Annotated in this window: 11 protein-coding genes and 1 pseudogene; 10 read left to right on the top strand and 2 right to left on the bottom strand. The window is 65.7% G+C overall.

Annotation, left to right across the window (positions count from 1 at the left end; all coding sequences use genetic code 11):
- Window positions 1-20 precede the first annotated feature (20 nt).
- The 9 genes and pseudogenes from ACODTW_RS12905 (at window position 21) to ACODTW_RS12865 (ending at window position 12,870) form a co-directional block, all read left to right on the top strand.
- Entirely contained in the window at window positions 21-1,001 is a 981-nt protein-coding gene (locus tag ACODTW_RS12905; protein ID WP_488946427.1) for a formylglycine-generating enzyme family protein, read from the top strand.
- The gene (locus ACODTW_RS12900) at window positions 998-3,169 is read left to right on the top strand and encodes a glycoside hydrolase family 97 protein (RefSeq protein ID WP_488946426.1); all 2,172 of its coding nucleotides are present in this window, start codon (window positions 998-1,000) and stop codon (window positions 3,167-3,169) included. Before ACODTW_RS12905 ends, ACODTW_RS12900 begins: the two co-directional genes overlap by 4 nt.
- Window positions 3,170-3,210: 41 nt before the next feature.
- Window positions 3,211-4,764, top strand: a complete 1,554-nt coding sequence (locus ACODTW_RS12895; protein WP_488946425.1) for a sulfatase family protein — start codon at window positions 3,211-3,213, stop codon at window positions 4,762-4,764.
- A complete protein-coding gene (locus tag ACODTW_RS12890; protein ID WP_488946424.1) occupies window positions 4,761-6,398 on the top strand; it encodes a sulfatase family protein in 1,638 nt (545 codons plus the stop codon). Before ACODTW_RS12895 ends, ACODTW_RS12890 begins: the two co-directional genes overlap by 4 nt.
- Window positions 6,399-6,412: 14 nt before the next feature.
- A complete protein-coding gene (locus ACODTW_RS12885; protein ID WP_488946423.1) occupies window positions 6,413-8,119 on the top strand; it encodes a sulfatase family protein in 1,707 nt (568 codons plus the stop codon).
- A complete protein-coding gene (locus ACODTW_RS12880) occupies window positions 8,112-9,695 on the top strand; it encodes a sulfatase-like hydrolase/transferase (protein WP_488946422.1) in 1,584 nt (527 codons plus the stop codon). Before ACODTW_RS12885 ends, ACODTW_RS12880 begins: the two co-directional genes overlap by 8 nt.
- Before the next feature lie 11 nt (window positions 9,696-9,706).
- A complete protein-coding gene (locus ACODTW_RS12875; protein WP_488946421.1) occupies window positions 9,707-11,362 on the top strand; it encodes a sulfatase family protein in 1,656 nt (551 codons plus the stop codon).
- A gap of 10 nt (window positions 11,363-11,372) precedes the next feature.
- Window positions 11,373-11,644, top strand: a pseudogene (locus ACODTW_RS12870) (integrase core domain-containing protein); the annotation flags it as partial.
- 326 nt (window positions 11,645-11,970) lie between these two features.
- The gene (locus tag ACODTW_RS12865) at window positions 11,971-12,870 is read left to right on the top strand and encodes an alpha/beta fold hydrolase (protein ID WP_488946420.1); all 900 of its coding nucleotides are present in this window, start codon (window positions 11,971-11,973) and stop codon (window positions 12,868-12,870) included.
- Between the two features lie 88 nt (window positions 12,871-12,958).
- On the opposite strand, the gene ACODTW_RS12860 is transcribed toward ACODTW_RS12865, so the two are convergent.
- Complete coding sequence (locus ACODTW_RS12860; protein WP_488946419.1) at window positions 12,959-13,915, bottom strand: DUF1186 domain-containing protein; 957 nt, start codon at window positions 13,913-13,915, stop codon at window positions 12,959-12,961.
- Between the two features lie 82 nt (window positions 13,916-13,997).
- Window positions 13,998-15,284, bottom strand: coding sequence for an MFS transporter (locus ACODTW_RS12855; RefSeq protein WP_488946418.1), 1,287 nt, complete (start codon window positions 15,282-15,284; stop codon window positions 13,998-14,000).
- Between the two features lie 145 nt (window positions 15,285-15,429).
- Here ACODTW_RS12855 and ACODTW_RS12850 point away from each other — a divergent pair, with 145 nt between their 5' ends.
- Complete coding sequence (locus ACODTW_RS12850; protein WP_488946417.1) at window positions 15,430-15,969, top strand: TetR/AcrR family transcriptional regulator; 540 nt, start codon at window positions 15,430-15,432, stop codon at window positions 15,967-15,969.
- The last annotated feature ends 20 nt before the right edge of the window (window positions 15,970-15,989 follow it).

The raw sequence follows: 15,989 nt of genomic DNA, 5'->3' as shown, positions 1-15,989 counted from the left end.
TCGACGGGACAGGTGAGGTCATGGAGAGGATCAATAAGCGGGTTCTGGCGGCGGGTGCCGCCCTGGTATCGCTGCTGACGCTGGGCGCCGTCTGGCACTTTTGGCCGCCGGCAGAGGCGGCCCCCGTTCCCACCGGGCCGCGCCATTGCATGCCCGACCCGGCCAAGCTGTCCGCCGCCGGGCCGATGACCGATCCCGGCGACATGGTGCCGGTCCCCGCCGGCAGCGTGACACGCGGCAGCGACGACGGCTTTGCCGACGAGGCACCGGTCAGCGACGTGAAAGTCGCCGCCTTCCAACTGGACCGCAGCCCCGTCACCGTTGCGGAATTCCGCCGCTTCGTGGCTGCCACGGCGCACCGCACCACGGCGGAATGCCTGGGCGATGGCGCCGTGATGACCTTTGGCACTGGCGAATGGCGGCTGGTGTCCGGGGCCGACTGGCGCCATCCGCGCGGGCCACAGCAGGATGTGCCCGCCGACGATCATCCCGTGACGCAAGTGTCCTGGTACGACGCCAAGGCCTTTTGCGCCTGGGCCGGCAAGCGCCTGCCGACGGAGGTGGAATGGGAACATGCGGCGCGCAACGGCCGCAATGATCCCGGCCGCTACCCGTTCGGGGACAAGGTGGAACAGGACGGCGTCTATGCCGCCAATTTCTGGACCGGGCAATTCCCCTATGCCAATAGCGGGGCGGACGGTTACCTGACCACCTCGCCCGTCGGGGCCTATGGCCGGACCAAGCTTGGCCTGACCGACATGGCCGGCAATGTCTGGGAATGGGTGGAGGATCGCTACGCCGCCTATGATGGCCGCGCTAGCCGCCTGGGCCCGACGCAGGGCGAGGAAAAGGTGCAGAAGGGCGGGTCGTTCCTGTGCGACCCAAGCCTGTGCCATGGTTTCCGCATCACGGCGCGCGGCCATTCCACCCCGGAATCCAGCCATATGCATGTCGGGTTCCGCTGTGCCGCCGACGCCCCGCGACAGGCGACTGCGTCGTGAGGAAAAGGGCGCTGGCCATTCCGGGTGTGCTGGCCCTGCTGGGTGCCGCCGTCTGGTGGGGGCCGTCCCTGCTGATGGCGCGCATGCAGGCCGAAGATACGACCCGCTGGCCGGCCGCCCCGGCGGCGGCTGCTGCGCCGCTGGCATCGCTGGACGCCGTCATCCCGCTATCATCCCCCGATGGGCGTATCGACCTGACCGTGGGCCGGGATGCCGACGGCCCCTTCTATGCTGTGCGTCTGGACGGTCAGGAGCTTCTGCGGCCTGCGCGCCTGGGCCTGGTTCTGGACGGCAAGGCGCTTCCCGGCAACGTCGCGCCTGAACGGGTGGAACGCCGGACACAGGATATGGTCTGGGAACAGCCCTGGGGCGAGGATCGGTTCATCCGCGACCGGTTTCAGGAAATGCGTCTGTCCTATGCCGGGATCGACATTGTCTTGCGTGCCTATGATGACGGCGTCGCCTTCCGGTATGAGCGGGCGGGCGGGTCGGCCTGGACCGTCACAGACGAACTGAGCGAATTCGCCCCGGCCGGCGATCCTGTGGCCTGGTGGGTCCCCGCTTGGGGCATGGCGCGGGATGAATATATCACCCGAAACACGCCATTGCGGGACCTGGCGGCCGAGCCGCTGGCCCGGGCTGTCCACACGCCCCTGACCCTGTCGGCGGGCGCGGGAACGGCCCTGTCCATCCACGAGGCGGGCTTGCGCCATTTCGCCGGCATGGTCCTGGCCCCGCAGACGGGTGGGCGGCTGCGCGCGCAGCTGGTGCCGCGTGCCGATGGGGTGGCCGTGCGCGGCACCGGTCCCCTGCGCAGCCCCTGGCGGCTGGTGCAGATCGGGCGGCGGCCCGTCGATCTGGTCAATTCCCGCCTTGTCCTCAACCTGAACGACCCGCCCGCCATCCCGGCCGACAGTTTCGGCCAGCCGATGAAATATGTCGGCGTCTGGTGGGGATTCATCACCCATGTCTGGGACCGGGTGCCGGGGGCGAACTATGGCGCCAGTGAAAAGCGGGTGAAGGACTATATCGACTTTGCCGCCGAAAACGGCTTTGGCGGGGTGCTGGTTGAAAGCTGGAACCGTGGCTGGGAAAGCTGGCCGTCGCCCGATGGCACACCCTTCAGCTTCACCCAGCCCTATGACACGTTCGACCTGACGGGTCTTGCCGCCTATGCCAGGTCCAGGGGCGTGGCCCTGATTGGGCATCACGAGACGTCGGGTGACCTGATCCATTACGAGGCCAAGATGCAGGCCGGGCTGGACCTGTACCGCGACCTTGGCGTGCCGGTGGTTAAGACGGGATATGTCGCCCGCCAGCCGGGTCTGCGCGTGCGCCAGCCGGACGGGAGCGAGGCGCGGGAATGGCAGTACAGCCAGCCCATGGTGGAGCATGAGGAACGGCTGGCCCGGATGGCGGCCAATGACCATATCGCCATCGTCGCGCATGAGGCGGTGAAGGATACTGGCCTGCGCCGCACCTTCCCCAACCTGATGGCGCGGGAAAGCGCGCGCGGCCAGGAATATAACGGCATGGATGCCGTCCATGGCGGCAATCCGCCGGACCATGAGCCCACCCTGTTCTTCACCCGCATGCTGGCGGGACCCATGGATTTCACGCCCGGTATCCTGGATGTGGATTTCAGCGGGTTGCCGGGCTGGCGCGGGGTGCTGCACCGGTCGCTGCTGCGCACGCGGGTCAACACGACGCTGGCCAAGCAACTGGCGCTCTATGTCGTGTTCTACAGCCCCGTGCAGATGGCGGCGGACTTCATCGAGAATTACCGGGCCCGGCCCGACGCCCTGTCCTTCATCCGGCAGGTGCCGGTCGACTGGACCCGCTCCATCGCCCTGCAGGGGGAGGTCGCGCACTTCGCCCTGATCGCGCGGCAGGACCGGCATAGCGACGACTGGTATCTGGGTGCCATCACCGACGGAAGCGCCCGCCGCCTGGATCAGGTGCTGGATTTCCTGGAACCTGGCCGAACCTACACGGCGACCATCTGGGCCGATGCGCCCGATGCCGATTGGCACCGCAACCCGGAAGCCTTCGTCGTGCGGCATCAGATGGTGCGGGCCGGCGACCGGCTGACCCTGGATCTGGCACCGGGGGGCGGGCAGGCGGTCTGGCTGCGCGCCCTGCCAAAGGCGGAAGGACCGGCGCCATGACCGGCGAAACGACAAAGCAGCAGAGAACAGGGGTAGGGAAATTGGTCAGGAAATGGGCTTTCCGGCTGGTTGCGGCCATCGTGACGCTGGCGCTGCTGGCCATTGCCGGTGTCGTGGCGCAGCGCCGGTTCAACCTGCCATCCTCCAAGGTGGAACTGGCGCCGGGCAGCGAGATCGCCGCCTGGCATCAGCCGCCGGACCGGCCCAACATCCTGTTGCTGACGGTTGATGACATGAACTGGAACTCGGCCGGCATCCTGGGCGCCGATGTGCGGGGCGTGACGCCGCATATTGATGCGCTGGCAGGACAGGGGATGCTGTTCAAGCTGGCCTTCGTCACCTCCCCCATCTGTCAACCGTCGCGGTCGGTGTGGATGACGGGCATGTATCCGCCGCGCAATGGCGCCACCGGCTTCAACCGCATCCATGACGATGTGCCGACCCTGGCCGACACCTTGCGTTCCAGTGGCTATCGCGTCGGCATCGTCAACAAGGTTACCCATACCCCGCCCTATACACCCGACCGCTGGGACTATTTCATCGGGGAACGCGACAATGGCGTGGGCCGCATCCCGGAAAAGATGGGGGAGCAGGCCGAAGCCTTTTTCCGTGACGCGGCCCAGCGTGGCACGCCCTTCTTCCTGAACATGAACATCAATGATCCGCACCGGCCCTTTGCCGGTACCTCCAACCCTCTGGCCCTGCTGGACCGCGCCGCCGGGCTGGCCTATCCGGCCGGCCCGGCCGATGCCTACAAGCCGGGCGACGCGCCTATTCCGGGCTTCCTGCCGCAAGCGCCGGGTATTTCGCGTGAGATGGCGGAATATTTCACCTCCGTCCATCGGGCGGACCGGTCGGTGGGGGCCGTGCTGGCGGCCCTGGAACGGTCGGGGGCCGCCCCCTATACGCTGGTCATCCTGGTGTCGGACAATGGCATGGCTTTCCCGTTCGGCAAATCGACGCTGTACGAGAATGGCACCCGCACCTTGATGATGGTGCGCTGGCCCGACCGGGTGGCGGCGGGCCGCGTCGATGACAGCCATATGGTGTCGGGCATTGATATCGCACCCACGATCCTGGACGCGGCGGGCGTGCCGTCACCGGTGACGCTGGATGGTCGTTCGCTGCTGCCTGTGCTGGCGGGCGAGGGGGATGAGGGGCCGGACTATGTCTTCACCTATCTGGCGAAGGTGAATACCGATCTGGTGCCCTTCCTGGATCTGGATTTCACCTCGCGCGCTGTGCGGTCGCGCGAGGGACTGCTTTATATCTGGTCGCCGTGGGCGGACGGCAAGAAGGCCTTCGTAGCGGAAGCCATGCTGGGCCGCACCTATCCCGCCATGCAGGAACTGGCGGAAAAAGACCCGGCCGTTGCGGCCCGGGTCGACCTGTTCCGCCATCGGGTGCCCGAAGAACTCTATGACGTCGACCGTGATCCCGACGGTCTGACCAACCTTGCCGATAACAAAGCGCATGCGGAGCGGCTGGCGGCACTGCGGCAGGTGCTGTTGCGCCACCTTGAAGAAACCAATGATCCGGCCCTGGACCGATATCGGGCATTCCTGGCCGGAAAGACAAAGGGAGGTGCGTCATGAAGACCACCGGGAAAAGGATCGCACGCGCCTTGGGCTGGACGGCCGGCGGCTTGCTGGGCCTGGCCGTCATCGGCGTGGCCGGCTTCTTCGGCCAGCTTTATATCGGCCCTGACGAGACAGTGCCGCCCGATCTGGTGGCCCTGGACCGCACGGCCAAACCCGCCCGCCAGGATGGCCCGCGCAATGTCGTGCTGATCCTGGCCGACGATCTGGGCTACGGTACGCTGAACGCCTATGGCGGGAAGCTGTCGCGCACACCCCATATCGACGCGCTGGCGGCCGAGGGCGTGCGCTTCACCCAGGCCTATGCGACAGGTCCCGTCTGCGCCCCGTCGCGCGCCGGGCTGATGTCCGGCCGCTATCAGCAATCCTTTGGCTTTGAATATAACCCCAATGTCCAGTTCAGCGAGTTGGAGCGACGGCGCCAGATGCCGGGGTCGATCGTCACCATCGCGGAAATGGTGCGCGCCGCCGGCTATCACACGGGCATGGTCGGCAAATGGCATCTGGGTGTGCAGAAGGAAAGCGTGCCGCAGGCACAGGGGTTCGAGGAGACGTTCGTCCTGCTGCATGGCGCTTCCAGCTTCATCACCCGGCCGCAGTCGGGCGATGTCACCGACAAGCGGTTTTTCATGCTCTCGGGCGGGGTCGACCGCAACCTGACCCCCATCGAGCGTAACGGGGAACGGGTGCAGGTCGATGAATATCTGACCGACCGGTTCACGGCGGAGGCGCAGGGCTTCATCATCCGCCACCGGGCGGAACCCTTCATGCTCTACTTGGCCTACACCGACCCGCATGGGCCGATGGAGGCGCCGGCCCGTTACCTGTCGCTGTTCCCCAACCTGAAGGGAGAGGAACGCACCTATGCCGCCAAGGTGGCTGCCCTGGATGCCGGCGTGGGCAAGGTGGTGGAAACGCTGAAGCAGCAAGGGCTCTACGAGAACACCACCATCATCTTCGCCTCCGACAATGGCTGTCCGGAGAAATTCCCCTGGTGCGAGGCGGGGCCCGTTTCCAACTTCAAGGGTACGGTGTTTGACGGCGGCGTGCGCGTGCCCCTGATCCTGCGCGACCCGACCTTGCCGCCCGATCTGCGGGGGAACGTCAATGACAAGGTCGCCTCCCTGCTGGATGTCATGCCGACCGTGGCCCGCATCACCGGGGTGACGCCGCCCGACGGGTACCAGGGTGTCGATCTGGCCCAGGTGATGGCGGGCGGGGCCGACCGGTCCCTGTTCTGGCGGGCGGGCCGGGCGGCGGCCGTGCGCGATGGCGACAGCAAGTTCGTCTCTTACGCCAGGGCTGGCGAGCAAACCGAAAAGTCGGAAGGGCACCGGCCGGCGACACAGGCCATCCGGGCCATGCTGGGCCTGGATCACCGCCAGCATGAAGATGCGGTCGGGCCCCTCTACAGCGCCGATCCCAGCCTTTATCCGCGCGCCGACTTCCTGTTCGACGTCGCCGCCGATCCGGGGGAGAAGAATGACCTGACGCCGCAGGCCGGGGCGGAGGCGGAACGGCTGCGCACCCTGCTGGACGGGTGGAGCCGGCAACAGGCCCAACCCGCCTGGGGTGACGCCGAAGATGGCGGGCTGGTCACCCATAATGGCCAACGCCTGTCGGCGCATTGAGGGGGGAAGCGGTCATGAAAGGACGCTGGAAAATCCCTGCCGCCACGGCGCTGGTCCTGGCCCTGATGCTGTGGTTCTGGCCGGAGCCGGAGGAGGGGTCTGTCCATCGCCGGCCCGCCCCGGCCGGGCGGCCCAATATCGTGCTGGTCGTGGCCGATGATATCAGCCTGCGCATCGGCGCCTATGGCGACCGGTTGGCCAGCACGCCCAATATCGACCGGCTGGCGCGCGAAGGGGTGCGGTTCGATCGCATGTATGCCACAGCCCCCGTCTGCGCGCCGTCGCGCTCTGCCCTGATCACCGGTCTGCACCAGCAGACGCTGGGCACCATGCATATGCGCACCACACCGGAGGACAAGGGCCGCATCCTGGGCGGTGCTTCCGACTTCCGTTATCAGGCCGTGCCACCGGAAGGGGTGAAGGCCTTTCCCGAATGGCTGCGCGCCGCCGGCTATTTCACCAGCAACAATGCCAAGACCGATTACCAGTTCGGGGAACCGTTCACGATCTGGGATGAAAGCGGCGACAAGGCAAGCTGGCGCCACCGGCCGGATGGCGTACCCTTCTTTCACATGCGCACCATCATGGTGACCCATGAATCCTATGGGGTGACCTGGTGGCACTGGCCGCGTTCGCTGGCCGATCTGGCAGCCCAGATCCGTAACGCGGCCACGCTAGGCCGCTATCCGCGCCTGACCGATCCGGCGCAGGTGACGGTGCCGCCCTGGCTGGTCGATGCGCCCGACACGCGCCGGCAACTGGCCCAGATGTATGACGAGGCGCACGCCGCCGATATCGAACTGGGCCGCACCTTGGATCAGTTGCGGGCCGACGGGGTGCTGGACAACAGCATCGTCATTTTCACCTCCGACAATGGCGAGGGTGTGCCGCGCGGCAAGCGCAGCCTGACGGAGACGGGTCTGCGCCTGCCCTTCATCGTGCGCTTCCCCGATGGACGGCTGGCCGGCACGGTGCGCGACGATCTGGCCAGCTTCGTCGATTTCGCCCCCACCTTCCTGGCCATGGCCGGGGCCCCCCGGCCAGACGGGCTGCCGGGGCGCGACCTGTTCGCCGACGCAGCACCTGACTATGTCTTCGCCGCCGCCGACCGGTTCGAGGATGTGACGACCCGGTCCAAGTCCGTGCGCGACGGCCGGTACACCTATATCCGCAACTACCGCACCGACCTGCCGCTGCTGTACCCGCACAAGGCGCGGGACATGCTGCCCGCCATGTGGGACCTGAAGGCGGCCCAGGCTGCCGGGCGCCTGACCCCGGTGCAGGCCCGCTATTTCCAGCCCATGCCGGCGGAGGAACTGTATGACCGGCAGACGGACCCCGACGAATTGACCAACCTGGCCGGCGATCCGGCCCAGGCGGACATTCTGGCCCGGTTGCGCCAGGCGCTGGACGATTTCAACGCCCGTGTCGGCGACCTGTCCGCCGTGCCGGAGGCGGAGATGGTGGCCCGCATGTGGCCGGGCGGCAGCCAGCCGGAAACGCCGGTTCCCACGGCCCGCGTCGCAGATGGCCACCTGTTTCTGGAGAATGCGCTGTCCGCGGCCTCCATCGGCTGGCGTCTGCCCACCGATCCGGCCGACCATTGGCGCCTCTACACCCACCCTATCCCGCTGGATCTGCTCAAGGGGGGCCTGAGCGCCCGCGCCGTGCGCTACGGCTACGCGGCCAGCGACAGACTGGAATGGAAAGCCCATGACTGAGCCCGTGAAGAAAAGCCGCCGCTGGCTGAAATTGTCAGCCGCCCTGCTGCTGCCGGCGCTGGCGGTCGGTGGCTGGTATGGCTGGCGGGTCTATACCAACATGATGGACAATGAACGCTATGTGGTCGGGCGGATGGATACGCGCCACGGTGCCTATGCCGATGCCCATATCGGCGCGTCGGCCCCTGCCGGCGTCACGCTGCCCGCCGCCGATCCCGCCAGCCTGACCCGCCCGCCCAACATCATCGTCATCATGGCTGACGATCTGGGCTGGTCGGACGTCTCGACCCTGGGTGCAGGCCGCGTGCCCACGCCCAATATCGACCGGATCGCGCAATGGGGGGTGGCCTTTGCCAATGGCTATGTCACCGCACCCATGTGCGCGCCCTCGCGCGCCGGCCTGCTGACCGGCCGGCACCAGCAGCGTTTCGGCTTCGAGTTCAACATTGCTGAGAACCGCGTGAAGACGGAGGAGAAGGCCGACCGTGAAAGCGACCCCGTGGGCCTGCCCGCCGGTCAGCCGATCCTGGCCGAACGGCTGCGTGACCGTGGTTATGCCACCGCCCTGGTCGGCAAATGGCACCAGGGGTTCGAACCGGCCCAGCATCCGCTGCGCCGTGGCTTCGACCGGTTCTACGGCTTCCTGCCCGGCACCATGAGCTACGCTCGCGCCGACGATCCCGGCATCCTATCCTTCCAGCCGTCGGGCGGCATCGGCGATCCCAAGCCGCCAGGGACACCCGTCATTTATGATGGGGAAAAGCAGGTGGATATCCAGAGCGGCTATTACCTGACCGAAGCCATCACCGACCGGGCCGTGTCCTTCATCGAGGCGAACCGCGACCGGCCATTCTATCTGCATGTCGCCCATCATGCCCCGCATCTGCCGTTCCAGGTGCCCAAGCGCTATGCGGAGCGGTTCCCCGGTGTCGAAAGCCCGGAGATGCGCATCTATTTCGGCATGATCGCCGCCATGGATGACAGTATCGGCACGATCCTGGACACGCTGGAACGCGATGGGCTGCGCCAGAACACGCTGATCCTGTTCACGTCCGACAATGGCTGTGCCGTGGGCAAGGGCGTTTGCGGATGTGACCCCATCGTCAATGCTGGCAAGTTCAGCATGATGGAAGGCGGCTTGCGCGTGCCCTTCCTGATGGGCTGGCCAGCGCACCTGCCGCCATCGGGCATCGTGGCCGAAAACGCCTCCACCCTGGATGTCGCGGCCACGGCGTTGGCGGCGGCAGGAATGACGGACCTGCCGGCGGAATTGGATGGGCGTGACCTGATGCGCCATATGGGCGATGCCAGCCGGCCTCTGTTCTGGCGCGCCGGCAAGGTGGCGGCTGTGCGGCGGGGCGACTGGAAGCTGCGGCGGGAAGGGGGCGATACGAAGCTGTTCGACCTGTCGGCCGATCCGGCGGAACGCAATGACCTGCGCGCCCAGCGGCCGGAGATGGCGGCCGACCTGACCCGCCTGCTGGATGAATGGGAGAAGGGGCTGGCCGAACCGCGCTGGACCCACCCGCAATTGCCGTGGCGCGTCTGCGGACGCTGGACCACGGGCACACAATAAGGAACGCAGTGATGCGCATCTTCACCTGGAAGCGGGCGGCGCTGGGCGTCGCTCTGGTCCCGGCACTGGCGGTGGGCTGGTTCCTGTCGCCCTTGTCGGAACCGGCCAACGACATGCCGCCCATGGCCAGCCGGCCAAAGAAGGCCGGGCAGCCCAACATCCTGTTCATCATGGCTGACGACCATGCCTATCAGGCCATCTCTGCCTATGGCGGCAATCTTAACCGCACGCCCAATATCGATCGGCTGGCAGCTGACGGCGTGGTCTTTGACCGGGCGCTGGTGCCCAATTCCATCTGCTCCCCCGCCCGTGCCGCCATTCTGACCGGCGTCATGAGCCATGTGAACGGGCAGTACAGCAATCTGGACAGGTTCGATGGCGAACAGCCGACCATGCCGAAGATGCTGCAGGCGGCGGGGTACGAGACCGCGCTGATCGGCAAATGGCATCTGGCGACCACGCCAACCGGCTTCGACCATTGGGAGGTTCTGACCGATACGGTGGGGCAGGGGCGTTACTTCCACGCCAATGTCCGCAGCGAGAAGGGCAAGGCGCAATGGCCGGGTTATGTCACCACAGATACGACGGACCGGGCTCTGTCCTGGCTGAAAGGAGAAAGGCAGGCGTCTGACCGACCCTTCCTGCTGATGGTGCACTACAAGGCACCGCACCGCACCTGGGATCCCGATATCACCGACTTGCCTGCCCATGGCAACGGCCCGATCCCCGAGCCGGACAGCCTGCGCCAAAGCCTGACGGATCGTGCCCCCGTGGTTGGCCGTGCCCAGATGGGTATCGGCCGAGACATGTCCGGGCGCGACCTGCATTTTCAGTATCCTGATGAACTGACCCCGGCGGAGCGGACGGCCTATGACCAGGCCTACGGGGCGGAGAACGCGGCCTATGCGGCGTCGAGGCCAAGCCCTGACCAGCGCCTGTCCTGGCGTTACCAGCGTTTCATGCGGGACTATCTGCGCACCGTGGACAGTGTCGACCGCAATGTCGGCCGTCTGCTGGATTACCTGCAACAGACGGGTCTGGCCGACAATACCCTGGTCATCTACACGTCCGACCAGGGAGCCTATCTGGGCGAATATGGCTGGTTCGACAAGCGCTGGATCATGGAACCCTCGGTTCGCACCCCGCTTCTGCTCCGCTGGCCCGGCGTTGCTGCCCCACAGCAGCGCGTAGCGGCGCTGGCTTCACAACTCGACATTCCGGCTACCATTCTGGATGCGGCGGGGGTGCCTGCCGCTCCCCGCATGCAGGGCCGCAGCCTGCGCCCGCTGTTGCAGCCCGGAGGGACGCCGTACTGGCGGAAAAGCGCCTATTACCATTACTATGAATGCCCCGGCGAACATAACGTCCCATGCCATCTGGGCGTCATCACCGACCGCTACAAGCTGGTGCATTATTACGCCCCGGATGTGGATCAGTGGGAATTGCTGGACCGTCAGCGTGACCCGGGCGAAACCCGGAACTTCTATGCCGATGCTGACTATGCTCCTGTCGTCGCGGAGATGCTTATCGAACTGGAACGGCTGCGCGAAGAATATGGCGACCGAGCGCCATTGGAACAGCGCGCCGGTGAAGCGATCTTGTCCTGGGTGACGCGGCAGGTGCGGGGTATCATGAACGCGCGCAATCCAGCGCCCGACGTTGATTGAGCATACTGATCACCCCCAGACCCGGGGCAAGATCGAGCGCTGGCATCAGCCTCTGAAGAACCGCATCCTGCTGGAAAATTACTACCTGCCCGGTGACCGGAGGTCAAAATCCAGGCTGTCGTCGACCATTACAACCACTGCCGATATCATGAAAGCATCGGCAACCTGACACCGGCCGATGTCTGTTACGGCTGCGGCACCGCCATCCTGGAACGGCGGGCCAAAATCAAGAAGAGAACCATCCAACAAAAGCGATTGTCCCACCAACGCCAGGCCGCTTAACATCAACCCGCAACGAGCCAGAACCTCCGTTCACAAAATCAGCCAACCGTCCCATTTGTTTCGACGACGGACAGCCCAAATAATATCGAAAATCGGCTGCGTCTGTGGCAATGGGCGGCGGTTGCCAGCTTGCGCGGGTGCGTCGGCCTCGGTATGGTCGCCTCTGGTCGGCAGTTCACCCAGGCGTCGCCGTTCCCTTCGGGGAAAGCTAAACCTGCCATTCAGTACCCGTTCTCCATCGACCGACACATCCCCCGTGCCAGGTCGGAAGCCGGCGACCACCGACATCCCCAAAAGGATCGGCACGACCCGAGAGGATCGTTGTCATGTCGATTGCTGTTCGCGGCCAACAGGCCGCCGCCGGCGGCTTGCCGGCCTTTGATATTCACCAGGAGATGCTGGCGCCGGGGCCGGTGCAATATGCCACCTATGGTCAGGGACCGGTGCTGCTGTCGCTGCACGGCGCCATGGGCGGCTTTGACCAGGGGCTGGTGCTGGCCCGCGTCACCGGGGCCGATGCCGGAATGCGGTTGGTTGCCCCGTCACGGCCCGGCTATCGCGGCACGCCCTTGTCGTCGGGCGCCACGCCGGAGGCGCAGGCTGACCTCTATGCGGCCCTGCTGGACCGGTTGCAGGTGGACCGCACCACTGTCATTGCCGTATCGGGTGGGGGCGCATCGGCCCTGGCCTTCGCGCTGCGTTATCCGCGGCGCTGCCGGGCCCTGATTCTGGTTTCCACCTGTGCGGTGCGCAACCCGATGCCCATTCCGCTGGGGTTCCGGGTGATGACGGGTCTGGCCCGGTGGCCGGGTTTCGTCCGCTTCATGCGGGACCGCGCCCTGCTTGATCCGGAAAAGCGGCTGGCCCGGTCCTTTCCGGATGCCGGCCAGCAGCAACAGTTGCTGTCCGATCCCGTTGCCTGGCCGCTTTACAATGACCTGCGGCGGGAGATGTTCACGGAGATGGCGGCGCGTCTGCCGGGCACGGCGAATGACATCCAGGCGACCCGCACGCGCGAATTCCCACTGGAACAGGTGCAGGTGCCGACCCTGGTCATCCATGGCACGCGCGACCCGCTGCTGGATTATGAGCGGCACGGGCTGCAACTGGCACAGCGCATCCCGGGCGCCCGCCTGCTGACGCTGGAGGAGGGCGGGCACGCGGCTCTGTTCAGCCATCGCCAGCAGGTGGCTGACGCCGTGCAACGGTTCCTGGCGGGGTTTTAGGCTTGGCGATGCCACCCTGGGACGCGACGGATGCGTCTCGGGGTGGTGCCTGCCTCACATACGCGGAAGAGGTGCTGTCACATCCCGATCATTTCAGACAGCATTTCTTGTATTTCTTGCCGCTGCCACAGGGACAGGGATCATTTCGGCCGACATTGCGGTTCGGGTTGATTACCGGTTCCTGCAAGGCATAGGGGAACGACGTATCGGAAATGCTGTTCCATGTCGGCAGCCCCCTCGTCGTGGCCGCTTCGTCACGTCGGCGTTCTTCGGAAAAGCAGTACCAACCATCAAATTCCGCAACGACATCCGTGATGATGCGGATATTTTCTTCGAGAAAGATGTCCAACGGATCGGTGTAGGCCTGAGCCCTTTGCAGTTCCTTTTGATAGGTTTTGACGTCGCCGATGTCAGGGGTGATCCGCTCATCATCACAAGCAGCCTGGATCAACGGCATCAACTCCGTCAGTCCCAGCCTGACGATGGCCATGGCCCAGCCATCCCAGCCGAAATCACCCGGCACGACATTCAGGGTCTCTGCCAGACCGGCGAGGTAGGTGGCGGTTTCCTGCCGGTCGATCTGTCCGGATGCGGTCAGGAAGGCCAAGGCTTGAAACACGCCGTTGCGGATGAATTCGTCCAGCGTGCCATCTTCGATCAGACTTTGCAGGGCGTGGACGTCGCCGTCGAAGGTGCTGATCAGCATATTGTGGAACGACTCGGTGACTGAGTCGCCCAGGCTTTCCTCCATCGCCTCGGCGTCGCGGGCCAACCGGCAGAGAAGGGGAAATGCCCGTTTCTCGCGCGCGCCCGCGGCGATGAACATGCAATAAAGCGCCGCCCGGCCTGTATGCTCAGAACGGTCGCGACCATCGGCATAGCGCTCGATCAGGTCCAGGATGGCAGGTGCTGCAAGGCTCCAGTTGGCGAGACACCAGACGATCGGCACCGCAGGCAGATCATAATCGGCCTCGGCGAAGCTATTGATCGCATCCTCAACACTCATGGCGTCGGGGCGAAGGGCGGGGAAAGGCAGGTCATTCATGGTCCATTCTTTCCATGCAGCACCGTTCCGGAAATGCACCGGGTTGATGTGGATGGCAAGCCGGAAGTGTCCCCTTCGTCGGCTATGATGCCGCCGGTTCCACCTTCCGCCCCATGGTCGGGCACAGCAAGGCTGCCAGCAGGCACAGCAATCCTGCCACGTAGAAGGCGGGCAGGTAGGTGGACAGCATCGTCCGCGACAGCCCGCCGCCAAAGGCCGCACAGGCGGCCCCCAGCTGGTGCCCGGCGAAGACCCAGCCGAAGACCAGATTGGCCTTCTCCGGTCCGAACCGCTCCGCGGTCAGCTTCACCGTGGGCGGCACGGTGGCCACCCAGTCCAGCCCATAGAATACGGCGAACAGCGACAAACCGTAAAAGGTGAAGTCCGAATAGGGCAGGTACAGCAGCGACAACCCGCGCAGGCCGTAATACCAGAACAGCAGCCAGCGATTATCGTACCGGTCGGACAGCCAGCCTGAGGCCACGGTGCCGATGAAATCGAAGATACCGATCATGGCCAGCATGCCCGCAGCCTTCACCGCTGGCATGCCGAAATCGACACAGAGCGGTACCAGATGGGTCTGGATCAGGCCGTTGGTGCTGGCCCCGCAGACAAAGAAGGTGGCGAACAGGACCCAGAACACCCGGCTTTTGGAGGCGACGCGCAGGGTATCAATGGCGGCAAAGGCGATGGAGCCGGCGGGCGGCGGCGGCGGTGGGGTGGGGGCGCCCGGTTCCTCCCCATAGGCACGCAGGCCGACATCGCCCGGCCGGTTCCGCATCAGCAGCAATATGCCCATCGCCGCCACCATCAGCATGCAGCAGATGACGGACAGGGCCACGCGCCAGCCCATGATATCGGCCAGCCAGGCCATCAGCGGAATGAATACCAGCTGCCCCGTGGCCGAGCTGGCCGTCAGCAAGCCGACCACCAGCCCGCGCCGATGCGTGAACCAGCGTGTGGCCACCGTGGCGCCCAGCACCAGGGCCGTCATGCCCGTACCCAGGCCGACCACCACACCCCAGAGCAGGATCAGTTCCCACAACTGGCTCATGCCCAGCGACAGGGCCATGCCGCCGGCAATGATGGACAGCGACGTCAGCGCCATGTTGCGCACGCCGAACCGGTTGATCAGGGCGGCGGCAAACGGCCCCATCAGCCCGAACAGCACAAGCCGGATGGCCAGGGCCGAGGAAATCTCCGACGCGGTCCAGCCGAATTCCTTCTGCAGATGCAGCATCAGAACACCCGGCGCGCCCACGGCACCGGCGGCCGTCAGGGACGTCAGGAAGGTCACGGCCACCACGACCCAGCCGTAATGGATGTCGCGGGCGGCCAGCCGGGTCGCCAGACGGTCGGAAAGGATCACTTGCACCCCCGGACCAGCCCGATTAAAGCTGGTATACATGATGGCAGTAATGATAAATAATTCATGACCTTCATCATGAATCTGGTCAAGCGCCGATTCCGGGCGTTTTTGCGGGAGGTGGGTTGTGCGGGTGTCGAAACAGAAAATGGCTGAACATAGGGAAGCCATTGTCCGCGCCGCGTCGCGCCTGTTTCGCCAGCGCGGCATCGACAAGGTCGGCGTGGCGGAAGTGACCCAGGCGGCCGGTCTCACCCATGGGGGCTTCTACGGCCATTTCGCGTCCAAGGAGGCGCTGGCCGCCGCCGCCTGCGAACACAGCTTCGGCAATGCCGTGGCGGGGGTACAGGCCGCACCCGACCTGGACAGCTATATCGATAATTATGCCACGGTTGACCATCGCGACCGCGAAGGTCCCTGCCCCATGGTGGGGTTGGGGGCGGAGGTGTCGCGCCTGGGCGGACCAGTGCAGGATGGGTTCAGCGACGGCGTGGCCCGCTATGTCGCGGCCATCCGCGCGCATCTGCCCGCCGACGACCCGACGGCGGAGGGCCGGGCGGCCGCCATCGTGTCGGTTCTGGTCGGCGGCATGTCCCTGGCCCGTGCGGTGGCGGGCACGGACCCGGCCCTGTCAGAACAGATTCTGCAAGGGGTCAAGCAGCAGGCAAAGGCGCTGGCCCGGGGATAAGCCCCAGGGCCAGCGCCCGG

This window comes from Niveispirillum sp. FG148 (assembly GCF_057809655.1).
The sequence above is the reverse complement of the archived record's forward strand: the minus strand, read 5'-3'. Positions and strand labels throughout refer to the sequence as shown.